General features: G+C 66.6%; 25 protein-coding genes. 13 read left to right on the forward strand and 12 right to left on the reverse strand.

What is annotated here, in order from left to right:
- Positions 1-2 precede the first annotated feature (2 nt).
- From OTER_RS23875 to OTER_RS07560, 4 genes are all read left to right on the forward strand, one after another.
- Positions 3-1,295, forward strand: coding sequence for a COG3014 family protein (locus OTER_RS23875; RefSeq protein ID WP_148218043.1), 1,293 nt, complete (start codon positions 3-5; stop codon positions 1,293-1,295).
- 35 nt (positions 1,296-1,330) lie between these two features.
- Positions 1,331-1,756 carry a YcfL family putative periplasmic lipoprotein gene (locus OTER_RS07550; protein ID WP_012374314.1) on the forward strand — a complete coding sequence of 142 codons (426 nt, stop codon included), beginning with the start codon at positions 1,331-1,333 and terminating at the stop codon, positions 1,754-1,756.
- 102 nt (positions 1,757-1,858) lie between these two features.
- Positions 1,859-2,767, forward strand: a complete 909-nt coding sequence (locus OTER_RS07555) for a hypothetical protein (RefSeq protein ID WP_012374315.1) — start codon at positions 1,859-1,861, stop codon at positions 2,765-2,767.
- A gap of 226 nt (positions 2,768-2,993) precedes the next feature.
- A complete protein-coding gene (locus OTER_RS07560; protein ID WP_012374316.1) occupies positions 2,994-4,349 on the forward strand; it encodes an MATE family efflux transporter in 1,356 nt (451 codons plus the stop codon).
- A gap of 61 nt (positions 4,350-4,410) precedes the next feature.
- Here the strand turns inward: OTER_RS07560 and OTER_RS07565 are convergent, their stop codons facing one another.
- Positions 4,411-4,683 carry a DUF167 domain-containing protein gene (locus tag OTER_RS07565; RefSeq protein WP_012374317.1) on the reverse strand — a complete coding sequence of 91 codons (273 nt, stop codon included), beginning with the start codon at positions 4,681-4,683 and terminating at the stop codon, positions 4,411-4,413.
- A gap of 108 nt (positions 4,684-4,791) precedes the next feature.
- Positions 4,792-6,300, reverse strand: a complete 1,509-nt coding sequence (locus tag OTER_RS07570) for a PLP-dependent transferase (protein ID WP_012374318.1) — start codon at positions 6,298-6,300, stop codon at positions 4,792-4,794.
- A gap of 224 nt (positions 6,301-6,524) precedes the next feature.
- Between OTER_RS07570 and OTER_RS07575 the strand changes: the two genes are divergently transcribed.
- On the forward strand, positions 6,525-7,286 hold the full coding sequence (locus OTER_RS07575; protein ID WP_012374319.1) for an exodeoxyribonuclease III: 762 nt from the start codon (positions 6,525-6,527) through the stop codon (positions 7,284-7,286).
- Positions 7,283-7,813, forward strand: a complete 531-nt coding sequence (locus tag OTER_RS07580) for a CinA family protein (protein WP_012374320.1) — start codon at positions 7,283-7,285, stop codon at positions 7,811-7,813. The genes OTER_RS07575 and OTER_RS07580 overlap by 4 nt, the downstream gene beginning before the upstream one ends.
- Positions 7,814-7,831: 18 nt before the next feature.
- On the opposite strand, the gene OTER_RS07585 is transcribed toward OTER_RS07580, so the two are convergent.
- From OTER_RS07585 to OTER_RS07600, 4 genes are all read right to left on the reverse strand, one after another.
- Positions 7,832-8,518, reverse strand: coding sequence for a lipid-binding SYLF domain-containing protein (locus OTER_RS07585; protein ID WP_012374321.1), 687 nt, complete (start codon positions 8,516-8,518; stop codon positions 7,832-7,834).
- Positions 8,519-8,669: 151 nt separating this feature from the next.
- A complete protein-coding gene (locus tag OTER_RS07590; protein ID WP_012374322.1) occupies positions 8,670-9,041 on the reverse strand; it encodes a metallopeptidase family protein in 372 nt (123 codons plus the stop codon).
- A gap of 178 nt (positions 9,042-9,219) precedes the next feature.
- Complete coding sequence (locus OTER_RS07595) at positions 9,220-10,977, reverse strand: putative ABC exporter domain-containing protein (protein ID WP_012374323.1); 1,758 nt, start codon at positions 10,975-10,977, stop codon at positions 9,220-9,222.
- A gap of 133 nt (positions 10,978-11,110) precedes the next feature.
- Positions 11,111-11,842 carry an ABC transporter ATP-binding protein gene (locus OTER_RS07600; protein WP_012374324.1) on the reverse strand — a complete coding sequence of 244 codons (732 nt, stop codon included), beginning with the start codon at positions 11,840-11,842 and terminating at the stop codon, positions 11,111-11,113.
- A 396-nt stretch (positions 11,843-12,238) separates the two neighbouring features.
- Here OTER_RS07600 and OTER_RS07605 point away from each other — a divergent pair, with 396 nt between their 5' ends.
- The 3 genes from OTER_RS07605 to OTER_RS07615 all read left to right on the forward strand — a co-directional run bounded on the left by OTER_RS07605 (position 12,239) and on the right by OTER_RS07615 (position 15,830).
- Complete coding sequence (locus OTER_RS07605; protein WP_012374325.1) at positions 12,239-13,540, forward strand: BaiN/RdsA family NAD(P)/FAD-dependent oxidoreductase; 1,302 nt, start codon at positions 12,239-12,241, stop codon at positions 13,538-13,540.
- A 357-nt stretch (positions 13,541-13,897) separates the two neighbouring features.
- Positions 13,898-14,845 carry an AEC family transporter gene (locus OTER_RS07610; protein ID WP_012374326.1) on the forward strand — a complete coding sequence of 316 codons (948 nt, stop codon included), beginning with the start codon at positions 13,898-13,900 and terminating at the stop codon, positions 14,843-14,845.
- 250 nt (positions 14,846-15,095) lie between these two features.
- On the forward strand, positions 15,096-15,830 hold the full coding sequence (locus OTER_RS07615; RefSeq protein WP_012374327.1) for a TerC family protein: 735 nt from the start codon (positions 15,096-15,098) through the stop codon (positions 15,828-15,830).
- A gap of 226 nt (positions 15,831-16,056) precedes the next feature.
- Here the strand turns inward: OTER_RS07615 and OTER_RS07620 are convergent, their stop codons facing one another.
- Positions 16,057-16,416 (reverse strand): hypothetical protein, encoded by a 360-nt coding sequence (locus OTER_RS07620; protein ID WP_012374328.1) that lies wholly within the window; start codon positions 16,414-16,416, stop codon positions 16,057-16,059.
- 289 nt (positions 16,417-16,705) lie between these two features.
- A complete protein-coding gene (locus tag OTER_RS07625; protein WP_012374329.1) occupies positions 16,706-19,090 on the reverse strand; it encodes a Tex family protein in 2,385 nt (794 codons plus the stop codon).
- Positions 19,091-19,301: 211 nt separating this feature from the next.
- Here OTER_RS07625 and OTER_RS23880 point away from each other — a divergent pair, with 211 nt between their 5' ends.
- The 4 genes from OTER_RS23880 (at position 19,302) to OTER_RS07645 (ending at position 21,984) form a co-directional block, all read left to right on the forward strand.
- On the forward strand, positions 19,302-19,619 hold the full coding sequence (locus OTER_RS23880; RefSeq protein WP_158305386.1) for an energy transducer TonB: 318 nt from the start codon (positions 19,302-19,304) through the stop codon (positions 19,617-19,619).
- A 202-nt stretch (positions 19,620-19,821) separates the two neighbouring features.
- Positions 19,822-20,319: a TlpA family protein disulfide reductase gene (locus OTER_RS07635; RefSeq protein WP_012374331.1), complete on the forward strand. Its 498-nt coding sequence runs from the start codon at positions 19,822-19,824 to the stop codon at positions 20,317-20,319.
- Positions 20,320-20,406: 87 nt separating this feature from the next.
- Positions 20,407-20,670 carry a hypothetical protein gene (locus tag OTER_RS07640; RefSeq protein WP_012374332.1) on the forward strand — a complete coding sequence of 88 codons (264 nt, stop codon included), beginning with the start codon at positions 20,407-20,409 and terminating at the stop codon, positions 20,668-20,670.
- Between the two features lie 36 nt (positions 20,671-20,706).
- Positions 20,707-21,984, forward strand: coding sequence for a hypothetical protein (locus tag OTER_RS07645; RefSeq protein ID WP_012374333.1), 1,278 nt, complete (start codon positions 20,707-20,709; stop codon positions 21,982-21,984).
- Between the two features lie 129 nt (positions 21,985-22,113).
- Here the strand turns inward: OTER_RS07645 and OTER_RS07650 are convergent, their stop codons facing one another.
- The 4 genes from OTER_RS07650 to OTER_RS07665 all read right to left on the reverse strand — a co-directional run bounded on the left by OTER_RS07650 (position 22,114) and on the right by OTER_RS07665 (position 26,781).
- Positions 22,114-23,304, reverse strand: a complete 1,191-nt coding sequence (locus OTER_RS07650) for an ABC transporter permease (protein ID WP_012374334.1) — start codon at positions 23,302-23,304, stop codon at positions 22,114-22,116.
- A 186-nt stretch (positions 23,305-23,490) separates the two neighbouring features.
- Entirely contained in the window at positions 23,491-24,648 is a 1,158-nt protein-coding gene (locus OTER_RS07655) for an ABC transporter permease (RefSeq protein ID WP_012374335.1), read from the reverse strand.
- Between the two features lie 220 nt (positions 24,649-24,868).
- Entirely contained in the window at positions 24,869-25,567 is a 699-nt protein-coding gene (locus tag OTER_RS07660) for an ABC transporter ATP-binding protein (RefSeq protein WP_012374336.1), read from the reverse strand.
- Complete coding sequence (locus tag OTER_RS07665) at positions 25,564-26,781, reverse strand: efflux RND transporter periplasmic adaptor subunit (protein ID WP_012374337.1); 1,218 nt, start codon at positions 26,779-26,781, stop codon at positions 25,564-25,566. Before OTER_RS07665 ends, OTER_RS07660 begins: the two co-directional genes overlap by 4 nt.
- Positions 26,782-26,877: the final 96 nt, after the last annotated feature.

Here is a 26,877-nt window from a genome sequence, read left to right on the forward strand (position 1 = left end):
TCGTGCAAGCCAATCGCGCGCCTGGGCGCGCCACGATCATGACGGGGCCGCGGGAGCTCGAGATGGGCCGGACGGGTCCGCGGCCGAGCAACTTTTCTAGTTCGGCGAGTGGCTCTCGGCGGCTGGCCTTGGTGCTCTCCGCGAGCGTGCTATTCGCCGGCGGTTGCGCCACGGCACCGCAGCGAGCGGCGTTCGTGCCGACGGGCGATCCGATCGTCGACGGCAACGCCCGGCTCGCGACCGCGAAGCCGCAGGACCGCGTGATGTGGGATTACCGCATCGCGGCCTCGGCGTTGCGTCTCGGCAATTTCGAGGAGGCGCGCGCGAAGCTCGACGACGCGATCCTCAACATTGGTGGCATCATTGCGAACTCGGCGGACGCGAGGCGTGCCCGCAGCCTGTTTTCGGCCGAAAGCGCGAAGACGTTCATCGGCGAGCCGTATGAACGCGTGATGGCGTATTACTACCGCGGCATCCTTTACTGGAACGAGGGCCAGCCGGACAACGCCCGCGCGTGCTTCCGCACCGGCCAGTTCATCGACAGCGATGCCGGCGAGGGCTATCGCAGCGATTATGTGCTGCTGGACTATCTGGAGGGACTCGTTTCCGCGAAGCTATCGGGCGATGGCAGCGATGCGTTCAAGCGTGCGCAGGCCAACGCCAAAGGGCGGACACTCCCGGAGTACGACCGTCAGGCCAACGTGCTGATCTTCGCCGAGTATGGCCAGGGCCCGCGCAAATACCAAGGCGGCGAATACGGTGAGCAGTTGCGCTTCATGGTCCACGAATCCGCGGCGCACTCGGCGACGCTGACGATCGATGGTCGCACCGTGCCGCTGCCGCCTTACGACGACCTCAATTACCAGGCGACGACCCGCGGTGGCCGGGTCATGGACCACATCCTGGGCAACAAGGCGGTGTTCAAGTCCACCACGAACACCGTCGGCGACGTGGCGTTGATCGGCTCGGTCATCGCCGCGGACAACATCCGCCGCTACGACGGCACGAAGAGCCGCGACGCCGAGAACGCCGCGATCGCCTTGGGCGCGATCGGGCTGATCGGCAAGATCGCCGCTGCGGCCACGACGCCCAACGCCGACGTGCGCATGTGGGACAACCTCCCGCAGCGTTTGAGCTTTGCGGCGCTGCGGCTGCCGGCGGGTGCCTACGAAGGATCGGTGCAGTTCTTCGATGCCGGCGGTAAGGAACTTCCAGCCTCCACCCGGCAGGTCAGCATTAATGTCAGTGACCCGTCGCGAGATACCGTGATTTTTCTGAGTGAACTTAAGCGCTGACCCGCAGTCTCACCGCTACTACACCGTTTCTGACTATGAACACCTCGCACCGCTCGTCCGTCCGCGTCGCCGCCGTCGCCACACTTCTGCTACTCGCCGGATGCGCCACGGAGCCCGGGCCTTTCACGCCGCAGGATACCACGAAGTACACCGTGGAGAACACCGAGAAGTTCGTCCTGCTCGACAAGCCGACGCAATATTCCGTCACCTGCACGGGCCTGCAGGAAAACACGCTGCCCGACGGCCGGCTCGAGGTGGTGGCGAACGTGAAGAACCGCGAGAACCGCCGGATCCAGGTCCAGATCAACTGCGTGTTCAAGGATGCGCAGGGCTTCACCACCGGCGACGAGACGCCTTTCCAGAATCTGATCCTCGCGGAGAACGCGACCGAGACGGTGCGGTTCACCGCGATGAACGCTCTGGCGAAACGCTACACCATCCGCGTCCGCCAGGCCCGGTGAAGCGCGCAGTCGACGATCTAGGGCCTAGAGTCGGAAACACCCGCGGCACGTAAAACCCCTGCTCTCAGCTCTAGACTCTCAGCTCTCAGCTAAACTGACACCATGAAAACTCGCGTCCTGCTCTTGCTGCCGCTGACCTCGCTGCTCGCTTCGCAGCTGTTTTCGCAACCTCAGCCCACGCCTGAACCGCCGGTGCCGGTGACGCAGGCGCAGCCCCCGACCAACCATCTTTCGTTGCTCACGCCGCCGCAGGGCGAGAACCAGCGACTCTACGGCTCGCGCCAGGCGACGCTGATTGCGCCCGAAGCTGCGCGGCAGGTCTCGGAGCGTTTTCGCGCGGCGTACGGCCAGGCCGCTTCGCCGCGGATCGTCATCTACGTCAACCGCGCGCTGGCCGACACCGACTCCGGGCTGAAGCTCACCGGCCGGACGGAGAAGATCTACGAGAGCACCAACTCCGGCAAGGACGGCGAGCCAGCCAAGAGCAATGATCGCTCCACCGAAAACACCTACGCGGCGACGGACGCGGCGAAGCCGACGCTGGCGGATCAGCAGACCGTGCGGGAGGTCGAGCGGCTGTTCGGCCGCGTGTTCCGCAACGCCGGCGCGAGGCTGGCCGACGCCCGCGCGGCGGCCGCGCTGCTCGGCGAGCAGACCGACCTTCGGCTCGGCGGCGAGCAGGCGGCGCAGGAGCGGGCGGCACTCAAGCAGGTCGCGGACATCGCGGTGGAGATTCTGATTTCGAGCCGCGACCTCACCGTTGCCCGGGTGTCGGGTGACGCGACCTACAAGGTGCCGGACATCCAGGCGACCGCGATCCGACTGAGCGACGCGGCGATTCTCGGTCAGGCGGCCGCTAGCGAGGTGCTCGGTCAGGGTTCGTCGGCGGGGCAGGTCGTGCAATATTTCGGCGTGCCGGATATCACGGAAGCCACGGCGTTCGTGTTGATGGAGGACATGTTGACGGACAAGCCCGCGCCGGCGGCGCTTCCCCCGACGGAGACAAAGTAATTCTCCGTAGGGCCGCCGTTCACCGGCGGCCGGGATTGACGGGCGAGCGACGAACGCGCTCACGGCCGGCGGCGAGCGCCGGCCCTACCCCGGCCCGGCGAGTACGCATCGCGAACGCGGGTGCACTTAGCTGTGAAACACGGACAGCGCTGTGCCGGTGATCTAGGTCACGGCCGTATTTTCAGACGTGAGCCGCGCGACGAGGCGCGTCAGCCTGTCTGTTCCCATGCAACCGATCCTGCGCGAGATCCGGCCGACGCTGCTGCTGGCCTTCCCGATCATCCTCGGGCAGCTCAGCCAGATGCTGATCGGGATCACGGATAACGCGATGATCGGCCGGATCGGCACGGTGCCGCTCGCCGCCGCAGCGTTCACGCATGGCGTCTTCGGCGTGTTTTATGTGACCGGCCTGGGCCTGCTGATGGGCGTGGGCGTACTGGCGGCGCGCGATGCGGGCGCGGGGCAGCTCGCGAGCTGCGCGGCGTGGCTGCGGCAAGGTCGCGCATTGGCCCTCGTGGTCGGGGGCGGCGCGTTCGGGGCCCTCGCCATCGCGTCCACGCAGCTGCATCGGTTCGGTCAACCGCCGGAAGTGGTGGCGATCGTGCGGCCGTTCTTTCTGTTGATTTCACTGTCGCTGGTGCCGGTACTGTTTTTCCAGGTGCAGCGGCAGTTCGCGGAATCGCTCGGCCGGCCGTGGGTACCGATGGTGATCATGCTCGGCGACGTCGTCGTGAACGCCTGGCTCAACTGGCTGCTGATCTGGGGACACTGGGGCCTGCCGGCGCTCGGCTTGTTCGGCTCGGGCTTGGCGACGCTGCTGGCGCGTACGTTCGCCGTGGGCGCGATCGCACTGTGGATCCGGCGCGCGGCGACCTTCAAGCCGGTGCGGACTGCGCCGCCTCTGCGCTGGACCCGGCAGCGCTGGCGCGCGTTGCTCGGCATCGGCGTCCCGACGGCGGGCAGCTTGCTGTTCGAGTCGGGCGCGTTTGCGGCCGCGGCGTTGATGATGGGCTGGCTCGGCGCCACCGCGTTGGCGGCGCATCAAATCGCGCTGAGCTGCGCGGCTTCGACGTTCATGTTTCCGCTGGGGCTTTCGATGGCCGTGAGCCTGCGGCTGAGTCGCTCGCTGGGCGAAGGCGAGCGCACAATCCTGCGGCCGATCTGGCTCGGCGCGCTGGGAGTCTCGACGCTGCTGATGGCGACGTTTGCGGCGGTGTTCGTCGTGGCCGGCGGGCTCCTCGCGCGGGGCTTCACGACCGATCCGGCGGTCATCTCAGTGGCGGCGCAACTGCTGATCGTCGCGGCCTTTTTCCAAGTATTCGACGGCGCGCAGGTCGTCGGCGCGGGCGCGTTGCGTGGGCTCACCGACGTGAAGCTGCCGACGCTGATTACGTTCTGTGCCTACTGGGTCCTCGCGCTGCCCGGCGCGTATCTGCTCGGCGTGCGCGGAGGTTTTGGACCGACGGGGATATGGACGGCCCTGGCGCTTGGGCTCGGCTGCGCGGCGTTGCTACTGGCGCTGCGGTTTCACCTGCTGACGGCGGGGACAGCGGCGAGCGGGGCGCTGCGAGGCCGGAACTGACAGCCGGGAAAGTGGGAAGGCTGCAGCGGACCGAGCGGTCGGGACGACCGCGTTCCTGGCGTCAATCGAGGGACGACAACTTGGCTTTCAGCTGGGCGAGATCGAGGCCTTCGATCTGCACGAGCTTCTGCCGCGAGGTGTCGCCGCGCAACACGCTGACGGCGCGACGCGGCAAGCCGAGTTCGTCGGCGAGAAACTCGCAGAGCTCTTCATTGGCGCGGCCTTCGAGCGGCGGTGCGTGCACCTTCACCTTCAAGGCATCGCCGAGCCAGCCGACGATCTGGTTTCGCGGTGCGTTGGGAATGGCTTTGATCGCGATGGTGCAGGAGGACATCCAGCCCGAACCTGGCTCAAGCCTGCGGCGCGGGCAACGCTGACGATTGCGTGAAGCGCGATGGCGAGCGAAGCCCTCAACCGAAGAATCGCGGAGATGGAGGAACCGCTACGCGAGCGCTTCAGCCAGCGTGGCGATGAGATCGTCGACGGACTCGCAGCCGACGGAGAGCCGCAACAGCTCAGGGTCGAGGCCGTAGCGCGCGAGTTCGGCGCGGCCGGCGGCGGTCGTCACGAGGTCGTAGTGCGCCAGATACATGAACGGACAAAGCAACGTCGTCGTGATGCCGAAACTCGGGCCCTTGGGCAGTCGCACGCGATCGTAGAATCGCTCCATTGCCGGTGCCGAACCGCGCAGCGTGAACGTGATCATGCTGCCGCATGCGCCCGGCGCACGTGCGACCTGCCGGTAGTTGTCGCGCGAAGCAGGATGTTCGGCCCAGAAGACGTCCTTCACCGCCGGATGGCGCGTGAGGAACTCCACGACCTTCGGGACGCTCGCCTCGATCCGGGCGAGAACCGCCGGCGTGCGCGAGACCTGCGCGGCCAGGCGGGCGAGATCGCGGGCGTAGAGCGGCTCGATCTTCGCCGCGACGGCGCGGCTGAGCAGGTCCGCGTCGGCGCCCGCCGGATTCACCACGACCAGGCCCGCCACGAGATCGCCTTCGTTGGCGGCGTATTTCGTGAGGCTCGTCACGACGACGTCGGCGTGCGGCAGCACCTCCACGCAATAGGGCGAGGAAATCGACGGATCGAGGATCACCCGCGCGCCGGTCTGGTGGGCGAGCTTGGCGAGCGCGGCAATATCCGGCGTTTGGATGAGCGGATTGGTCGGCACCTCGGCGATCACGCCGGCGATGCGCTCCGCCTTCTCGGCAAAAATCCGCGCGATTGCGGCACGGTCGAACACGTCGGGGATGGTGATGTAGTCCGCGGGCGACGCGGTGAACTTTTTCAGCAGCGCGATCGTGTCGAGGTAGACCCAGCCGAGCTGAATCCAAATCGTCCGTCCGCGGCTTGCCTGCAGTTCGGACACGGCGCGAAACGCGGTGTCGATTGCGTTCATGCCGGTGTTGGCGAAGCGCAGCTGCTCCGCCGGTACACCCGGGAATGCCGGTGCCAGCTGGCGGCGCACCTCCTCCGCCGCGTCGCCGGGGAACAGCGGCTCGGCCGCCGCGGCGGCGAGCACCCGGTGCGTGACCAACCGATCTTCCGCGGCGCGAGACGAGAGAAAACCGCCGGTGTGTTGGAGGAATGATTTCGCCCGCAGGGCCAGCTCGCTGGATTCCGGATGGGCGACGCCGTGGATGGGACCATCGGTGATCCGGATTACGTGCGCGGCGCCGAGATGCGCCGCGAGTCGGTCGGCCATGCGCGCGGACGAAGCGAGCCAGAGCGTGTGGCCATCGAGGTTCTTCGCCTTGATGAGATGAGTGGCCAGCTGCTGCAGGAACGGATGCACCACGAACCGCGGATAGCCGGACGTCATCTGTCGCAGCGTTTCGGGGTTCTTCTCCTCGTAGCCGCGCACGTCGCGCATCGTCGGCAGGCTGCACGAGACACCGTGCACCGAAGGCGGAATGCGTTGGCCAAGCGGCAGAGGCGAGAAGGCGGACATGAGGGAGGAAGTCTAGAGCGGAGAGGCTAGAGCGGAGTTCGGAAAAAAGGAGAAAACGAAACGGGCCAGCGTCGCAAGCGGCGGCACTCGTGGCAACGGGAAGCTGCGTCATTGGCTCGCAGCCGCCGCCAAACCGGACCAGCGCAGCTGGCGGCGGCCGGCGGCTTCAGGCAGACACGAAAAAAGTTGGCACCGCGGCGCGCGGCGGGCTTGGCTGCGCGCGCATGAAACTCGTCTCCTGGAACGTCAATGGGGTGCGCGCGGTGTTGAAGAAGGGCTTTCTGGACTACATGGGCAAAGTGGATGCCGACGTCATCTGTCTGCAGGAGACGAAGGCGCACCCGGGCGACGTGCAGCATGTCGCGTGGACTGCCGGCTACACGCCGCACTGGTATTCGGCGGTGAAGAAGGGCTACTCGGGCACGGCGTTGTTCACGCGCGTGGCGCCGCTGAAGGTGAACTTCGGCATCGGCCTGCCCGGCCACGACGACGAGGGGCGCGTGATCACCGCGGAGTTCGCCGACTTCTTTCTCGTGAACGTGTATCAGCCGAACTCGCAGCGCGGGCTCACGCGGTTGAAGTATCGCACCGAGGAGTGGGATCCGGCGTTTCTGGCCTTCCTCAAAAAGCTCGAGAAGAAGGGCAAGCCGGTGGTGTTCTGTGGCGACCTCAACGTCGCGCACCAGGAGATCGACCTGACGAATCCGAAAACCAACCGGCGCAACGCCGGTTTCACCGACGAGGAGCGGGCGAATTTTTCCAAGCTGCTGGCGAGCGGATTCGTCGACACGTTTCGCGAGTTCGAAAAGGGGCCCGGGCACTACACGTGGTGGAGTCAGATGATGAATTGCCGCGCGCGGAACATCGGGTGGCGCGTCGATTATTTCGTCGCCAGCGAGAAGCTGAAGCCGGCGCTGAAGCGCGCGTGGATCAGCCCGGAAGTGATGGGGAGCGATCACTGCCCGGTCGGGCTTGAGCTGAAATGAATTCCTGCGCCGAGGAATTGAAGCAGCTGATGCTGCAGGAGCCGCGCTGGAGCCTCGCGGTGGCTGAGAGCATGACGGCGGGAAATCTCCAGGCGCGCGTCGCGGCGGTGTCGGGCGCCTCGGCCTATTTTCGCGGAGGCATGACCGCCTACACAATCGAGCAGAAGGTGCGGCTGCTCGGCATCGATCGCGCCGAGGCGGAACGCACGAATTGCGTTTCCGTCGAGGTGGCGCGGCAGATGGCGCGGGGCGCATGCGCCCGCTTCGATGCGGACGTGGCGGTGGCAACCACGGGCTATGCAGAGCCGTCGAAGCCGAATGGGGTGGCGGTGCCGTTCGCGTGGTGGGCGGCGGCGTTCCGGACGGCGGGCGGTTGGCACGAGGGGCACGGGCGGGTGGAGTGTCCGGGCGCGAAACGCGCGCAGACGCAAGGAATGATCGCGGACGCCGTGCTCGCCGAACTGGTCGCGTGGTTGCGCGAGCTGCGACAAAAAAGCCCGGCGGGAAAGCCGGGCTCCATCGAATGATGCTGAGCGCGGAGGCGCCTACGGTGCGATCCGCTGCACGTAATTCATCAGCGGCTGCACTTCGGGAATCGGCTGCACCCAGTCGCTATAGAGGAGCTCGGGCAGCGTGTATTGCGTGTTGTAGAGGATGAAGTTCGCCTCGTCGTTACGACTGAGGTAGCCGAACTTGACGGTTGCGCCGGCAAACAGGCCCTTGGATTTCGAGTAGATGAGCACCGGCGCGTCGATGATCGGATGATTCGCACGCTCGCGTTCGGCGGCCTTCGGACCGGCGACCGCCTTGGCGTCGACGCCGACGTTGAAGCGCTGGTTAAACAGCAGCTTTGGCGTTTGGTCGTTGGTGATCACCATGACGGATTCGACGGACTTCGCGCCGAGCTGGAGTCCGAGGCTGGCCTCGCCGGCGGAGATCAGCACGGGAATGCTCCAGCGGCCGTCGGCCTTCTTCACCAAGATCACGCCGTAGCCGTCCTTCACGCCGAGAAAAAATCCCGCCTTGAACTGGTTGACGATGATCAGGGCCCGCGCCTGCTGCAGAATGCTCGGCGGGATCGCGTGGGCCGGATCCGTCATGAATTCCTGCAAAATGGCCTCGCAGGTTTCGATGCGAGTAATGGCGTCGGCGCGCGTCAATTGAGCCGCCAGAGCGGCCGTGGGCGCGGCGCAGACCAGCGCGACGAGGGACAGCAGGAAAAGTTTTTTCATAAACAAGGCTTTACGACCAGTCGGGACACTAAGCATGACGACTCCGACTTGGAAAGCGCGGAGTGCGCCGGTGGCAGGCCGACACAGCGCGATCCGGTGAGGTTCCGCGGTTTGTGCATCGGGAGTAACGCCGCCGCGACTTTCGCCGGCGTCAATCGAGGCCGCGCGCGGTCAGCTCGTCCTCATCCCAGCCGAGGTAATGGCCGAGCTCGTGCAAATAGGTGAGCCGGGTTTCCTCGCGAAACACCTCGGCGTCGCCCTCGGCGAAATCCCAGAGGTTTTCCAGATAAAGCAGGATTTGTGGTGGCGCGGGATTGGTCTGGTCCAGCTCGCGGCCGTGCGGGCAGCCAGTGAACAACCCGAGGATGTCCGGCGGGAACCCGTCGGCGAGCACGTCGGCGGCGGGCAGCGCTTCGTAGTGGACCGGCACGTCGCGAGCGAGGGCGCGGATTTCGGGCGGGAGCTTGCGTTGCGTCGCGCCGACGGCCGTGCTGGCGAGGGCGGTGAGTTCGGAGAGAGTCATGTCAGTGGAGGCAGGCCGTGTAGGGCTGCCGCTGGCCGGCAGCCGAGGAGGGGATAAACCGATAACTCCATTCCCGGCCGGCGGCGAGCGCCGGCCCTACGCGAAAAGCGCTCGATGGCGCGGTTTTTCGCATCGCCTCCGCGCCCTGAATTCTTGCGCTCGATTTCATGACTCCGGATCACGGCCGAGCTTCCACCAGATCGAGTCGTTCGAAACGACGGCCGACCACCCAGACGCCGCACCAGAGTTCACCGACGAGCACCAGAATCACGGCAATCGTGGCCACGACGATGGCGATGGCCGGACCCGCGAACGCCTGCACGATGAATCCGAGCAACGCCGCGGCGATCGCCGCCGGCAGCAGTGCGAGCAGCACGACCAGCACCTGGCCAAAGCCGAAGATCAGTCGCTGGCCCATGAGATCGATGCCGGCGGCGGGCGTGCGGAGCGAGTGGAACCAGCCGGGCAGCAGCACGGGCGCGGCATTGGGCACGAGCAGCTCGAGCGCGACGAGGAACGGCGCGGTCGCCGCCGCCGCCAGCGCCAGGATCACGCGCAGGTGCGGACTGAACCAGACCTCCGACAGCTGTGGCGGGTGCTGCCCCCAGAGCCCGAGCAGCCAGGCGAGGATTGCGAGCCAGATGATCCCGGCAATGATCGCGGTGGGCGCGAGCAATTCCCCGAGCACGATTCGCCAGCCGGCGAGCGGATAGGTCTTAAGCACGTCGGCGTTGGCCAGGTCCTGCCGCAGATCCATGCGCGTGAGCAGCGGGCCGTAGAACAAGGCCATCAGTCCGCCCATTGCGCTCGCGGTGGCGAGCGGTGCACCCGCGAGCCAATAGGAGTCGCCCATGGTCCGCTGAAGCACGAGAGTGCCGACAATGATGACCAGTGCGCCGTTCAGCCAGGCGCGCCACGTCAGCCACGCGGGCGAGGAGAGGAGGTTTTTCCAGAGAAACGCCAGCTCGGGCCAACGCGCGAGCGCGAGCGAAAACGGGTCTCGTCGCGCGGTCGTGCGCGCGCTGAGCGTGCGCTTGCCCGTGCGCAAAGCGGCCGTGACCTGCGCCGCGCGCCGGGCGGCGGCGGCGATGGCAGCCTCCTCGAACGAGACGTTGAGCCGAACCACCCACACGTAGTGGGCCGCGAGCAGCGCGAGCGCCGGGCCAATTGCGAGCAGGAAAGCCGCGGGACCTCCGGCGAAGAACGGTGCGACCAGCCAGCGGAAGGGCGCCAGCACCCAGCCCAGCGGGCCGTGGGTGAGCACGTCGCGGGCCCAGCCTGTCAGCGAGGGCGCCAGGAGCACGTCGGGCTGGGTGCGCCATGTCCAGAGTGCCACCGCCCCCGCGACGGCGAGCAGCGCGGTGCCGCCGACGGCGAGTCGGCGTCGTTGGCCGAAGCCGGCCGCGGCCAGCCGCGCGGTCGTAAGCGTGGTGGCCATGTAGTGAAAATTCAGAAACGTCAGCACGATCCACCAGCCCGCGAGAATGTAGAGCACGCGGACGCTGAACAGCGCTCGGCTGTTGAAGATCAGGGCGAAGAACAGCGTCTGTATCAGCGAAGCCGCCAGCGCGCTGAGCAGCTTGTAGTGCACGAGTGTGCGACGCGACACGGGCGCGGGAAACAGGAAGGCGATCTCCGCTTCGGTGAACCGAATCCCGGGCTGCCCGCTCGCCAGCAGCCACATGCCGCTGATGATCACGAAGAGTGCGAGCGCGCCGGCGCCGAGCAGCAGCGTCGTCGCGTCCGCCGGCAACGCGCCGAAAAAGGCCCCGCGGGCGGGCAGGCCGGAAGCAGCCGGCCGCATGAAAAAGAAGTAGAAGTAAGCCGCCGCGAAGAGAAATCCCGCGAGGTATTTCGGCCGGCGCAGCCGGGCGGCGTGCGCGCGGAACGCGTTTCGCAGCGAGGTCCAGCGGAGGTAAAGGAGCGCGGAAACCATGGCGACCGGAGTCAAAGACGAGAGCCCAAAGACCAAGGGCCAGGGACCAGAATACCGCTGACGCCTGCGGCGGACGGGCGAGGCCGGACCAAGCCGGGGCTCTTCGGTCCCCGGTCCCAGTCGCGTCGCGTTCTCACCGCTCCGCTCCTCCGGTGGCGCGGAGGAAAACCTCCTCGAGACTCACGTCCGGTTCGCCGTTGCTGAAGCGCTGGGCGACTTCGGCCAGCGTACCGTCGCAGATCTTTTCGCCCTGTTTCAGGATCAGCACGTGCGAGCACACCTCCTCGAGCAGGTGCAGCAGGTGCGAGCTGAGGACGATCGTGGCGCCCGCGGCGGCGCGCTTGAGGATGGAATCCTTCATGCGACGAATCCCGAGCGGATCCAGCCCGGTTAGCGGCTCGTCGAAAAACATGACCGACGGCGAATGCAGCAATCCGCACGCGATCGCGAGTTTCTGTTTCATGCCGCGGGACAGTGCGCCGGGCAGTTCGTTGGCCTTGTCGGCGATCTCCAGTTCCGCGAGCAGCGGCTCGGCGATCGCGGCGTGATCGGCGACGCCGTAGATCCGCGCCACGAAGGCGAGGTGCTGACGTACGGTGAGGTAGTCGAACAGCCGCGGTTCGTCGGGGAAGAACGCGAGCGCGCGCTTCGCGGCGATGGGCTGGATGGCGAGGTCGTGGCCGGCGATGCGTAGTTGACCGGCGCTGGCGGGGATGATGCCGGCGATGCAGCGCAGCGTCGTCGTTTTGCCCGCGCCATTGGGGCCGACCAGCCCGAGCACCTCGCCCGGGCGGACCGTGAACGACAGCTCCTGCACGGCGGTGAAATCGCCAAAGCGCTTGGTCAGGCCTGAGACCTCGATCATGCGCGGACGGTGGGGGCGCCCGCCGCTGCGGGCAAGCTTGCCGGGATGAACGGAAAACGCGATTGCGCTCCTTGCGACTCCCTCGTTGCCCTGCGTCCGGCCCGCCCAATCGGCGCTGGGTTCTTCCTGCCGGCGCTCAACGCCGCGCCCGCGCTGCAGTCGGGTGGGGCGCGTTCTGCTGGCCAGCAGAACGCTCCGCGCCGCGAGTAACCTCTGGTCGTCGCGGCGGTCCCGCGGCCGCGGGACCGCCCTACCTTGGCGTCACTTCTTCGGGTAAGTTTAGCAGGTTTCATTCGGTGGAGTGCGGGTTGGTTGCCGCGGGAGGCGGCGGGTCACGGCTTGGGCGGATGGGAGTTTCGGGCTGACGGCGGACCGTGGCTCGCGCAACGTGGCCGGATGGCTGACGTGAGGCGTGTGGTGATTGTCGGAGGCGGCGCGGCGGGATTCTTCGCGGCGATTGCCTGCGCGGAAAAACTTCGCGGTCGCGGCAGCGTGACGGTTTATGAGGCGACGGCGCATCCGCTGGCGAAAGTGCGCGTGTCCGGCGGCGGCCGCTGCAACGTGACGCACGCGTGCTTCGAGCCCCGCGAATTGATCAAGCGGTATCCGCGCGGCGGGCGCGAGCTGCTCGGAGCGTTTCACCGGTTCCAGCCTCGCGACACGGTCGCGTGGTTCGAGGCGCGCGGCGTGGAGCTCAAAACCGAACCGGATGGTCGGATGTTTCCCGTCACGGACGATTCGGCGACGATCATCGATTGCCTGCGGCGCGCCGCGCAGGAGGCGGGCGTGCAGGTGATCACGAGCCTGGGCGTGCGGAGTGTCGAGGCGATCGGCGCAAGCGCGCGACCGGCGACGGGAAGGGATGAGGTTGCTCCCGAACACGGGCGGGACGCCCGTGCCACGCGAGGGTTCTGGCTGACGCTGACGGATGGGACGAACGTTCGCTGCGAACGGTTGCTCATCGCGACAGGCGGCAACCGCCCCTCAGCCGGGCTCGAGATCGCACAACGGCTCGGGCATGCGATCGAGCCGCCGGTGCCATCGCTCTTCACGTTTCACATCGATGACAAGCGGCTGGTGGGATTGTCGGGCGTGGCGGTCGAGCGCGCGGCGGTGGCGGTGAAAGGCACCAAGTTGAAGGAAGAGGGAGCGCTGCTCATCACGCACTGGGGGCTGAGCGGGCCGGCGGTGCTGAAGCTTTCGGCGTGGGGCGCGCGAGCGCTGGCGGACGTGGGTTACGACTTTCCGCTGTTGGTGAATTTCGCCGCGCCGCACACGCGGGAATCGCTGAGCAGCGAACTCGCGCGGGTGCGCGCGGCAAACCCCAAGAAGCACATCGCCACGTGGAGTCCGCTGCCGATGCCGCAACGGTTGTGGGAACGGCTGGTGGTGAGCGCGGGCATTGCGGCGGCGACGCCTTGGGCGCAGATCGGCAACGCTGCGTTGGGTCAGCTCACCGCCATGCTCGTAGCGGCGGAGTTCGCCGTGGTGGGGAAAAGTTTGTTCAAGGAGGAGTTCGTCACCTGCGGCGGCGTGCGGCTGAGCGAAGTCGATTTCAAAACAATGGAGAGCCGGGTGTGCGCCGGGCTGCATTTTGCGGGCGAAGTGCTCGACGTCGACGGCGTGACGGGCGGGTTTAATTTCCAGGCGGCGTGGACGACCGGTTGGCTGGCCGGTCAGGCGATGGCGGGAGAGTGAAAGGGTGCGAGTTGGGGCCGAGCGATACAGCCCGGCTCCGCGAGCCAGCCCGGCGCCGGATACGATCTGCTCGCGCGACCACGAACGTGGTCCGATCGGACCACGTTCGTGGCCTCGCGGCGGGGACGACTCGGGAGAGTCGGGAAGGGGAATGGGTGGTTGAGGGAATCCGATCCGGACCGTCGTCGTTGGTGAGCGAAGAACAGCCACGGCAAGAGTGCCGTATCCGGGGCGGAGACGAGGGCCACCGAACGCGCCCCTCCCCGCGACAAGCCGCCAATCGGTCGCTGCGGCCAAACGGACCGACGGCTTTTTCTTGCTCCGCGGTCGCTGACGCTCGCTCCTTGCGGTGCGCGCATGCTCTCCTATTGGGACCTCCTGCTGCTGATCCTGCCGGTGTTCGCGATCGTCGCGATCGGCGTGGTGTTGCGGCGCGTGCACTGGGTCGAGGGTGCGGCCGAGGCGAGCATGATCCGGATTGTGATCAGCCTCTGCATGCCGTGCCTGATTTTCGAGTCGGTGGTCGGCAACCCGGCGATGCGCGAGGCGGGGAACGTCGTGCTGCCGCCGCTGGTGGGCTTCGGCACCACCGTGGTGTCGATCGTGGCGGGATATCATTTCGGCCGGCTGATCGGGCTGACGGTCGGCAACGGGCTGCGAACGTTCGCGCTCTCGGCGGGGCTGGCGAACTACGGTTATCTGCCGCTGCCGATCATGGGCTCGATGTTCGGCGCCGATAGCCGCGGCGTGCTCCTGATTCACAACATGGGCGTGGAGGCGGCGCTCTGGACAGTCGGCGTGCTGGTGCTGAGCGGCGCTTCGTGGCGCGAAGGGGGAAAGCGGCTGCTGAGCCCCATCGTGCTGGCGTTGTTTGTGTCCGTGACGGTGAACTTGCTCGGGTGGGGCGGGCATCTGCCGGCGTGGTTCATTGAAATCGTGCACTCGCTGGCGGTGGTCGCGATTCCGCTGGGGCTGGTGATGACCGGGGTGAACCTGGCGAATCATCTCGGTGAGCCGCGCGCGCTGTTCGAGCCGCGGGTTTCGCTGGGCGCGATGGTGCTGCGGCTCGGGTTGCTGCCGCTGTTCTTTCTGGCGCTCGCCCGCTGGCTGCCGTGCTCGTTGGAGTTGAAACGGGTGATCGTGGTGCAGGGCGCGATGCCATCGGCGGTGATTCCGATCATCATCGCGCAGCACTACGGCGGCCGGCCGCTCACGGCGGTGCAGATCGTGCTGGGCACAACGGCGCTGGCGATCGTGCTCACGCCGCTCTGGCTCAGCGCCGGGCTGGCGTGGGTGGGCGTGTAGCTGGGGATGCGCCCGCGGACAGTCGGCGAGGACGCGTGCGGGGGAGCGCGGCCGCCCCGGCCGCAGTTCGGTCGAAAGCTTCATGGCTTCCGCTCCGAGGATCATAGCGCTTCGGCTGTGGACATGACGAAGGCCGGTGACGACGCGATCCGCGCGGCGATGACCTCTCCGAACGGTGGAAAAGGAGCAGCGCTTTTCCCGGCAAGCAACATTGACGCCGCTGGTTCAGTGGCTTGCGTGTCGGCACCCTATGGACTGGATCACCGACCCGCAGATCTGGATTTCGCTGCTCACGCTTACGGCGCTCGAGATCGTGCTTGGCATCGACAACATCATTTTCATTTCGATTCTCTCGGGCAAACTCCCGCGCGAGCAGCAGGCGAAGGCGCGGCAGATCGGCCTAAGCCTCGCGTTGATCACGCGCGTGCTGTTGCTCGCCTCGCTGGCGTGGATGGTGAAGCTCACCGCCCCGTTGTTCGGCGTGTTCGGGTTCGAGGTTTCGGGCCGTGACTTGATCCTGCTCGGCGGCGGGCTGTTTCTGATCGTGAAAAGCGTGATGGAGATTCACGAGAAGCTCGAAGGGGAGGACGGCGAAGTCACGGCCCGCGTCGCGCCGACGTTCGTGAAGGTCATCGTGCAGATCCTGTTGCTCGACCTGGTGTTCTCGCTCGATTCGGTGATCACGGCGATCGGCATGGCCAACAAGCTCGCCGTGATGATCGCGGCGGTGGTGATCGCGATTCTGGTGATGCTGAAATATGCCGGCGTGATCAGCGATTTCGTCAACCGGCACCCGACGCTCAAGATGCTGGCATTGTCCTTCCTGCTGCTGATCGGCGTGACGCTCGTCGCGGAGGGCACACACCATCACATCAACAAGGGGTACATTTACTTCGCCATGGCGTTCGCCTTCGGGGTCGAGATGTTGAACCTCCGGCTGCGCAAGGCGCCGAAACCGATCGAGCTGCATCAGACCTATCGTTGAATCGGGCAAAAAGAGAGGGCGGGTCACTCGACCCGCCCTCCAGGCTATGGCTAAACGAAACCAAGAAAAACTCGGGCGGCGTCGGACCGACGTACCCGCGATGATTGTGGTTGTCGTCGGCTGAGACCGGCGCGCGCGCCAGAGGATCAACTGAATGGGACCTAAGCCCCCTTCGGGTGAACCCTGAGAGGGTGCCCGAGCAGGTGCCGGGCTATGCCATGGGCGTTCAGCGCAACATCGTGCTCGGCAAATCCGGAGCTGGCGCGGGCCGTAGGCGCTGCTTGCGCAGCTGGTGCTCGAGTTGCTCGAGCAGGTAGTTGAGCGTGCCCGTCGCATCGCCGCCGGTCACGCTGCTGAGCAGGGCCGGTCCGCCAAAATCGATCCGACCCTTTGCGACATATTCGTGCGGCGCCTCGCGCGTGGGATCGTTTTCAAGCTCGATGCAGATCTCCTCGATCAAGGGATGGCGGCGGACGAGGAGGACAGCTTTGTCGGCGGTCGCCCGACGCACCGGCTCGTCGAGTTCGAAATTGATGGCGCGGACCAACACGCGGGCCGCGACAGCGTCTGGGGTGGGCGCTTTCATCGCAGCTTCGACCGCGAGCGACCCTGTTGGTTGTTCGGGAAAAGCGGGATCTGCTTCACGGCGAAGTTTCTCCGGGAATCCACCGATACGCGGGTGCGCTGCTTGTGCGGCGAGCCGGTCCGGGCTCTGCGCGCGCGGAGTTTGCGGAAGGGCCGGCCGCGAGGCGAAACGGCTGTCGAAGGCGCGCGCGAATGGCCCCAGGCCCGGCGAGGGGCCGGGGCTCACCGGGGACGGTTCGCCCTACCCGCCGACGCGATGACAGAGGTCGTTAACCTAGCGCCATTCGGCTCTACCGCTTTTTGTTCAGCGCGGCGGAGAACCAGTCGGAGTTGAGTGATTGCGGCGCGCGTGGAGCTGGCGCGGGCGATCCGGAGCGCGGACCCGACGACGGTCGTGACGAGGAAAACGACCGCGACGAGGGCGTCGCGGTCCCAGGGCCGGATGAGGGGCGCGGGCCGATTTCGGGATTGCTGCGCATCGAGAGCGCGATCCGGTTCCGCGCCAGATCGACTTCGACGACCGTCACCGTCACCTTCTGCTGCGGCTTCACCACGGTCGCGGCGTCCTTCACGAAGGTGTCGGCGAGCTGGCTGATGTGGACCAAGCCGTCCTGGTGAACGCCGATGTCCACGAACGCGCCGAATGCGGTGACGTTCGTCACGATGCCGGGCAGCTTCATGCCGGGCTTCAGGTCCTTCGGCTCGTGGACGTTCGCGTCGAACGCGAACGCCTCGAATTTTTCGCGTGGATCGCGGCCGGGCTTCGCGAGCTCGGCCATGATGTCGTTGAGCGTGGGCAGTCCGACGTCGGCGGTGACGTACGCCTCGAGCTTGAGCTTCGCGCGGAGTTTCCCCTCGCGCATCAAATCCGCGACGGTGGCGCCGAGATCGGCCGCCATTTTCTCGACGAGCGCATAACGCTCCGGGTGCACCGCGCTGGCGTCGAGCGGATGGGTCGCGTGGCGGATCCGAAGAAAACCGGCGGCTTGCTCGAAGGCCTTCGGGCCGAGCCGCGGCACCTCCTTCAACTCGGCGCGCGATTTGAACGGGCCATGCTCGTTGCGGCGCGCGACGATTGCGGCGGCGGTGGTGGCGTTCAGACCGGAGACGTAACTCAGCAGCTGCTTCGAGGCGGTGTTGAGTTCGACGCCGACGCCGTTGACCGAGCTGACGACGGTGTCGTCGAGCGAGCGCTTGAGCGCAATCTGGTCGACATCGTGCTGATATTGGCCGACGCCGATCGATTTCGGATCGAGCTTCACGAGCTCCGCCAACGGATCCATCAGCCGGCGGCCGATCGAGACGGCGCCGCGCACGGTGAGATCGTGGTCGGGGAACTCCTCCCTTGCGACCTCGCTGGCCGAGTAGATCGAAGCGCCGGATTCGTTGACCATCACGATCGGAATCGTGGCGGGCAGCCCGAGCTTGCGGACGAACGCCTCCGTTTCGCGACCGGCGGTGCCGTTGCCGATCGCGATCGCCTCGACGTTGAAGAACTGGACGAAACCGGCGAGTTTGTCGCGCGCCTCCTGCTCGTGGCGGTCGGGAAAGACGACGTCGTTGTGGAGCAGTTTGCCCTGCCGATCGAGCAGCACGACCTTGCAGCCCGTGCGGAAGCCCGGGTCGATGGCCAGCACGGCCTTTTGGCCCAGCGGCGGGGCGAGCAGGAGCTCGCGCATGTTGCCAGTGAAGACCCTGATCGCGGCCTCATCGGCGCGTTTCTTCGAGTCGAGCCGCATCTCCGTCTCCATCGCGGGGCAAAGCAGCCGTTTGCAGGCGTCGGCGACCGCGAGTTGGACCTGATCCGAGCAGGTCGAGTTGAGCGTGGACGACGACGCGTTGGGGGCAACGCGCGCGGCCTTCACAAACAGCGGCGCGACCTCGGCGACGGCGAGCGTCTCGTCGGGCAGCGTCACGCGCATCATCAGAAACGATTCCTTTTCGCCGCGGCGCATCGCGAGAATCCGGTGCGAAGGGGCCTTCGCGAGCGGTTCACTCCACTCGAAGTAGTCCTTGTATTTCGCCGCCTCGGGATCGGCGTCTTTGCCGATGAGCACCTTGGACGAGACGATCGCGTCGGACTGGTAGCGGGCGCGGAGCCGCGTGCGGGCGTCCTTGTCGTCCGAGATCCGCTCGGCGATGATGTCGCGCGCGCCGGCGAGCGCTTCGTCCACCGTCTCGATTTTGGATTTTTGATTCTTGCCGTCGTCCGCGACATATTCGCGGCCGACGTAGGCCTGCGCGGCCGCGACGGCGTCGGTGGCCGGGTCCTGTGCGAACAGCAACTCGGCGAGCGGCTCGAGGCCTTTTTCCTTCGCGATCGTGGCCCGCGTGCGTTTTTTCGGTCGGAACGGCAGATAAAGGTCCTCGAGTGCGGTCAGCGTGTCCGCGGCCTGGATCGCCTGCTCGAGCGCGGGGGTGAGCAGCGAGCGCTCCTTGAGCGAACTGAGAATCGCGGCGCGGCGCTCGTCGACCGCGGTGAGGTGATCGAGTCGGTCGCGGATGGCGAGAACCTGCGTCTCGTCGAGCTCGCCGGTCACTTCCTTGCGATAGCGGGCGATGAACGGCACCGTGGCGCCCTCGGCGAGCAGCTGCGCCGTGGCGGCGACCTGAAAAACTTTGACGTTGAGTTCCTGGGCGAGGCGCAGGACGTGATCCGGATTGGGTAAGGCCATTGCGGAGGTCCGCCGATAGCATGCCGCTGGCGAAAACGCGCAAGGGCAAAGCGCGGGTAAAGTTCGTGTGAAGACCGCGAAATCCGGACGCGCGATTCAAGTCGGCGGCGGTTGTGTCGTTTAACGCGCGCACACGTGCGCCCCTTCGGCGCGCTGTTCCACCATGTCGTTTCGCAAACAAGTACTCCCTCTGCTCGCTGTTTTCGGGTTCATGAGCTCGTTCGCCACGCTCGCTGCGTTGGCGGCGGCCAGTGACTACGACGAATTGCCGGTCCCGGTGAAATCCGTGGCGCCGACCTATCCGCCGGAAATGAAGCAGGAAAAAGCTTCCGGGATCGTGATGGTGAAGATCTCGATCGACGAGAACGGCGACGTGGTCGACCGCGTGGTCGCGAAGTCGACGCGCGCGGAGTTCGACGAGGCGGCGCTCGCGGCGATCAGCAAGTGGAAGTTCAAGCCGGCCAAAAAGGACGGCGCCGCGGTGAAGGCGACGGTGACGATCCCGATCAAGTTCACGGCGGAGAGCTGACCCTCCTTCGCCCCGCGAATGCGGGGCTACGGAGGGCGAGGGGCGAAAGCCTAAAGCCTAGCGCGGAGAGCCTAGAGCGAAGAGCAACGCTGGCTATGGGAGCGCGGCCGTCCCGGCCGCTTTCCCATCACGCGCACGTTCCCCGACGAAAATCCGCCGGCCGGCTGGAGTCTGCGCGGAGTGTGATTACGCTCCGCGCACCATGAGATTCCTCGTTGCCCTCAGTCTGGCCGTGATGTTGTCGGGAGCGCCGCTGCGTGCGGCTGACGTGTCCGCGGAGGCCGTCGAACAGCAGCTCGTCGAACTCGCGGCGAGCAAGGAGGTGACCGTGGTGCATCTCTGGGCGCCCTGGTGCCCGAACTGCGCGGCGGAGATGCGACCGGACGGCTGGGCGAAGTTCGTCGCGGACCATCCCAAGGTGAAAGTCGTGTTCGTGAACATCTGGCACGCGAACCAGGATCCGGCGCCGAAGCTCGCGGCGGGCGGGCTCGGCGGGCAGCCGAATTTCGTGGCGCTGACGCATCCGAATCCGGCGCGGAAAAAGGGCGAGTCGCTCGACCGGCTGCTCGGTTTTCCGGTGACGTGGGTGCCGACGACGTGGGTGATGCGCGACGGGAAGCTGCGCTACGCGATCAACTACGGCGAAGTGCGTTTCGACATGCTGCAGCAGATGGTGGAGGACGCCGCGCGGAAGTGGTGAGGGCGTGGGGTGGCGCGAGGCGGAGCGGACGCGGCGGTGGAGACTCCGCGCACTTGCCTTTTCGGGCTTGCGGCGGAAACTGGCACCATGCCGCTCGATCCGCTACAGCAGAAGGTCCTGGGAGTCGTGTATGATCGTGGCATGGTTCGCGGGCGCGACATCAAGCGCCAGCTTGCCGAGGTCGGCGACGTCGGCCAGCTGCGCGTCGCGCTAGCCGAGCTGGCGAAGCAGAACCTCGTTACGGTGCAGACGGGCTCGCTGTCCCTCGCGTCCGAGCGAGGCGTGTTGGATGCATATATCGCTCCGTTGCCTTCCGGCCAGGCCGCGGCGGCGATGGAACTTCGACGTTGATGCCCCCGTGCGGTCGAGCCGGCGACCGCATTAGCCATGCTTGAATTTTCTCCCGACTGGGACGCGCGTGCGTGCTACCTGGTGGTGTTCATGTGTGCGCTCGTGAGCGCGCGGGTGCAGGTGCTGGGGCGGTTGGCGGTGCTGAAGCAGAAGGCGGTGTATGCGTGGGGGCAACGCTCCACCTGGCTCGTCTACACGATCTACCTTCTTTTGCCGCTGGCATTGTTCTGGATCCTCGACCGGATGGGCGCGCTGCAGGATACGGCGCTCTTTGCGGCGTTGCTGGTGGGCCTGGCCTACCCGGCCATTCTGACGGGAGGGACGAGCATCAAGCCGGCAGGCGGCCTCGGAGGAATTTTCGACTGGTTGAACAAGGCGATGGATGGCGTGATCGCCAAAACCACGTCGTCGGTGGCGCTGGAGGCGCAGCTGTTTGAGCGGGTGGTGGTGGATCACCTCGAAAAGAGCGCACCGGCGTTGAAGCTCGTGACGGATCTGGCGCTGCAATACGCCGCGTCGCGCGAAGATGTGCTGAAGGAGCTGGCCGCCGCCGCCGATCCCCGCGCGAAGGCCCAGATTGCCTTCGAGTATGCGACGGATTCGGCGGAAGGGCTGAGGCCCATCACGGAGATCCTCCCGCAGTTGGGGCTGAAAGCGGCGTCACCTTACGCGCGAGCGAAGAACTACCGAGTTGCCTACGCCTGTCTGGCGACTGCGGCCTGCGTGGTAATCGCCGTGCCCGTGCTCCATCCCCGGGGCGATCTCTGGTTCCGGACGTGGCGGATCACCAAGCCCGGCATCTCGCAGACGGACCTCGCGCGGACCGAGCGCGCGCTGGCGCAGCATCTCCGCACGGCTGGGACGCGAGCGGAACAGGCGCGGGCGGCGCTGCTGCTGGCGCTGCAGCAGCCGGGCTTGGACAGCAAGAGGGCGGATCACATCCTGCAGTTGCTGGTGGCGGATCGGGGCGATCCCAGCACCGCCGAGTTCTACCGTATCGCGCTCGGCTTGACGCAGGCGCTCCGGGCCGGCGCGGTGGATATTCGGCTGCGGGTCAATCACGCGCTCCTGCTGCTCGCCAGCGAGTGGGTGGCGGCGCGGAAGGCGGTCGTCGAGCGGGCGGCGCAAGACGCGGCTGCCGGGGCGAAGCCGCTCGATGCCGGGTTGGTGAAACTGTCGGAGCGTCTCGCGGGCCTGAGTGCCTGGAAACCCCTCGACACTGAATCGCCCCTCGATCTGGAGCGAAAATGGCTGGAGTGGAGGGAGTGGTGGCTGGCGGCGGGATCGCCGCCGCCGGGAGCGTCAGCCGGTTGATCCGGCGAAGTCCGAGGTGGGAGGCTGTCGCGGAGGTGGAGGGCTCCACCTGTCGTGAACAGGTGGAACGCGTTGCCCTCAACGCGTTCAGAGCGGCTTGGCCTATCGCCTATCGCCCATTTCTCTTGTTCACGTTTCCCGGAGCGCGGTCGCGATTGGGATGCGGGCGGCATGGATCGCAGGGAAAAAGCCGCCGAGCACGCCGATGAACGCCGCCCACGTGATCGCGCGCACAAGCAACTCGGGCGAGACGGTGAACGCGAACGCCACCTGGCTGAACGTCTGCCAGTTGATCGTCGAGGCCGTGAACCCGTCGAAGGCGAGATACGCCAGCAGTCCGCCGCACGCGCCGCCGAGCAGTGCCAGCGCGAGCGATTCGAGCAGCACGGACACGATCACCGCACCCGAGCCGAAGCCGAGTGCACGCAACGTCGCGATCTCGCGGGTGCGCGCGGATACCGCGCTGTACATCGTGTTGAGCGCGCCGAACAGCGCGCCCAGCGCCATCAGTCCGGCGATCGCGAGGCCGATGCTGCGAATGAACGTGGTGACCAGTGACGACTGCTCCGCGTAAAACTCCGACTGCCGGACGACCTTCACGTTGAGCTGCGGATTCGTGGTGAGCGCATCGCGGAACTCCTGGAAAGATTCGGGCGAACTCAGCCGCGCGTAGACGGCCTGGTAGCTGTCGCCGCGCTGGTAGGCGGGCTGCAACACGGCGGCGTCGGTCCAGATTTCCGATTCGGCCACGCCGCCGGCGGCGGAGAAGATGCCGACGACGGTCCAGTCGTTTTGGCCGACGCGGATCGTGTGGCCGAGATCGAGCCCCGCAAAGTGTCGCGCCGCGCCGGCGCCGACGATCACCTCGTTGCGACCGGCTTCGAACCGGCGGCCGGACAGCAGCTGGATGTTGCCGCGCACCTCGTAGGCGGCGGGCGAGATGCCGCGCAGCGCGATGTTGGCGTCGGTGCCGGTCGAGCGCTTCGGGAGACTGATGATCACGAACAGCTCGGCGGAGGCGAGCGGACCGGCGGCGTTGCGCGCAAGCCCGGGCGCATCGGCGATCAGCCGCGTTTCGCCGCGGCCGAGTCCACTGGTCATTTCCGTGTCGGCGCCGGCGCGCAGCACGAGCGCGATGCCCGGATCACCGGAAACCGTCATGGCACGCCGGAAACCTTCGGCCATCGACAGCACGCCGACGAGCACCGCGACGACACCGGCGATGCCGACCGTCGCGGCGATCGCCATGCCGCGGCGCTCCGGGAGCGATTTTAGGAACGACGCGGTGATCGAGAAGACTTGGATGATCCAGTTGATCATGGGGAGAGGGATTCGTGAGCGGCCAATCGGGTGGTGAGGAGGTCAAGTTCTCCAAGCCGAGCTGAACCACAGATGGACACGGATGAACACAAATAGCCGAGGCCGATCTCCCAGGATGCTGCTGTATCTGTGTCGATCGGTGTTCATCTGTGGTTAGTCAGTCCGAGGTCGAACTCATGGGGCGAATCACGTTTGCCGGCGGAGCGCGTCGGCCACGCCGAGCCGCATGGCCTGCAGTGCGGGCAGCAGGCCGGTGAGCAGCCCCAAGGCAAGGACCAGGACGATCCCGAGCAGGATGTCCTTCGAGGGAATGAAGAACACCGGCAGCAGGCCGGGCACCGGGCTGCCGCCCATCGTCGCGAGCCAGGCGAGCCCGAGTCCAACCAACCCGCCGAGCGCGGCGATCAGGCAGGATTCCGCGAGCACGAGCCCGAGCACGAGTCCGTTGGGAAAGCCGACCGCCTTCAGCACGCCGATCTCCTCAACGCGTTCGCGCACACCTTGGGCGATCGTGTTGCCGGCGACGAGCAGGATGGTGAAGAACACCGCGCTCATGATGCCGGTGACGATCAGCCCGATGTCGCCGACCTGCTGGGCGAACCCGGCCGCGAACGCGCCCTCCGGCTCGGTCTTGGTTTCGGTGGGCGAGTTGGCGAATTCGCGGTCGATCCGCGCGGCGATCTGGGCGGCCTGCGCGGGATCGGCGATGCGCACCGTGAACCAACCGATCTGGCCTTTCGCGAAAGCGCGGCCTTCGTCGTAATAGTCGTAGTGGAGGAAGAACTGGGTCGTGTCGGTGCCCTTTTTGCCGGCGTCGTAAATACCGACGAGATCGAATTCCCACGCGTGACCGCCGTCCTCGCGCTGCCAGATGGGTGACTGCAGCGGGATGCGGTCGCCTACTTTCCACTTGAACCGCTCGGCCGTGGCGCGGCCGACGATCGCGCCGGTGCGGGTCTTGAGCCAGGTGGCTTTCTGATCCGCTGGCAGCACGAACTCGGGATACAGCTCGAGGAACGGCTCCGGATCCACGGCGAGCGTCGCGAAAAAGTTGCTCGGGTCCTGATAGATTCCGCCGAACCACGATTGCGAGGCGATGCCGGAGACGCCGGGCATCGAGGCGATGCGGTTGCGGTAGCTGACCGGCATCATCTGGATGATGGAAACCTTGTGGCGCGTGATGAGCCGGTCGGCACCGGCGACGCTCACGCCGCCGTCGAGCGCCTTCTTCAGTGCGCAGAGCAGGCCGAAGAGGAAGAACGCGACGAAGATCGAAAGGATCGTGAGCAGCGTGCGGACCTTTTTCCGCTTTAGGTTGCTCGCAACGAGGGAGAAAAATTTCATGGGAAGCGACAGGCTTGACCACGGATTACACGAACGGGCGCGGATACAGCCGCGCGATCATCCGGAGTGGCGACTGGCGGACAGGCCGTAGGGCTGCCGCTTGCCGGCAGCCGGCGCGGCCGGCGATGAACGCCGGCCCTACAGACGAAGCGAGGGTTTGGCCCTTGGCCTCCGGACTATCCGCGCTCATCGGTGTGATCCGTGGTTGATCGGTTGGGACCTATTCCGGTTTCTCGGCGGAGAGCTGGCCCTTGTTGAGGTAGACCGTGCGCGTGGCCCGTGCCGAGGCATGCGGGTCGTGCGTGACCATGATGATCGTCTTGCCGTGCTCGCGATTCAGCGCCTGCAACAGCGTGAGGATCTCGTCGCCGGACTTGCGGTCGAGATCGCCGGTGGGCTCGTCGCAGAGCAGGATCGTCGGGTCGGTGGCGATCGCGCGGGCGATGCCGACGCGCTGCTGTTCGCCACCGGAGAGCTGGCGCGGATAGTGGCGCGTGCGATGATCCAGGCCGACGACGCCCAGCGCCGTGGCCACGTGCGCGCGGCGCTCGGATTTCGAGAGATGCGTCAGCAGGAGCGGCAGCTCGACGTTGCGCTCGGCTGTCATCACCGGAATCAGGTTGTAGAACTGGAACACGAACCCGACGTGACGCGCGCGCCAGTCGGCCAGCTTGCGATCGGAGAGCTGGTCGATCCGGTCGGCCCCGATGGTGACGGAGCCGCGAGTCGGTCGATCGAGTCCGCCGATGAGATTGAGCAGCGTCGATTTGCCGGAGCCGGACGGCCCCATGAGCGCGAGGAATTCGCCGCGCTGGACGGTGAGGTCGATGCCGGTGAGGACGTGGATCTCCTCCGCGCCGCGGCGGTAGAGTTTCTCCACGTCCGCGACGTGAATCAGGGTGTCGTTGGCTGAGCTCATGGCTTCTTTTCCGTAACGAGGGCGCCGTCGCTGAGGTCTTCCGGTCCTTCGACGACGATGAGTTCGCCGCCGTTGAGCCCGGCTGAAAGGGTAAACTCATCGCCGTTCTTGTTGGCGACGGTGACGGCGCGCGAGGTGACGCGATCGCGTTCGACGACCCACACGATGTCGCGCCCCTGGCGCGAACGCACGGCGGAGCGCGGTACCACGACGGTGCGCGCGGCCGGCTGCGCGGCGGGCGTGGTGCTTTGGAAAGCGACCTTCACGCCCATGTCGGGAAGGATACGCGGGTCGAGCTGATCGAAACCCACGCGCACTTTCACCGTGGCCTTCTGCCGATCGGCGGTGGGGATGATCGCGATCACGCGCGAGGGGATTTTCCAGTCGGGATACGAGTCGAGCGTGGCGACCACCGGCTGGCCGGCGGTGACGCGGTTGATGTAGCTCTCGTTCACATCGACCTCGATCTCGAGCGAGCTCATGTCGACGAGCGTGCAGACGCCGGTGCGGGTGAATCCGCCCGAGGACATCGGTGAAATCATCTCACCGGGCTGCGCGTTCTTCGAGGTCACGACGCCGGCGAACGGCGCGCGAATGACCGTGTCGTCGAGCTGTTGCCGCCAGACGTCGACCTGGCGTTGAGCCACGACGATCTCGGACAAGCCGCGCTCGCGTCGGCCGCGGAGCGCGCGCGCGGCGGACTCGGCGCGGTCGAGGTCGGCGGGGCTCACGATCTGCTTGGCGGCGAGCTCGCGCTGGCGCTTCAAGTCGAGCTCGGCCAGCTCGAGCTGCGCTTCGGTTTCGGCCAGCGCCTTCCGGGCGGCGTCGAGCTGCGACTCGGCGAGCCGCAGATTGGCCTCCGTGTTGGACGCGTCGATCCGCGCGAGGACCTGACCCGCCTCGACGCGCGCGCCCTCGTCGACGAGCACCTCGATGATCTTGCCCATCACCTTCGAGGAAACGGTGGCCCAGCGTCGCGCGGTCACGTAGCCGGAGGCGTTGAGCAGCGTGGCCTGTTCGCCGGCGGCGATCTCGCGGGCCGGTGCGGTGCGAACCGGGAAGGGCTTCGGGCGCGTGAACCACCACGCCGCCGCGGCGGCGAGCAACAGCAGCACGACGACGGTGCCGATCACCGGCGGAGTGAAGAACGTGCGGCGGGGCGCATTGGACCGATCAATGCGCAATCCGGCGAGGGAGGGGCGTTCGGCGCTCATGGACGCGAGCCGGGAATAAACAACCGCGATGCGACCGGCTCAAGCTGCAAGAGAGCAGCGGATCGAAAACAGCAAGACCGGCAAACCAGCCACTCC

The sequence above is a fragment of the Opitutus terrae PB90-1 genome, from assembly GCF_000019965.1.
In the GTDB taxonomy this organism is placed as follows: Bacteria; Verrucomicrobiota; Verrucomicrobiia; order Opitutales; family Opitutaceae; genus Opitutus; species Opitutus terrae.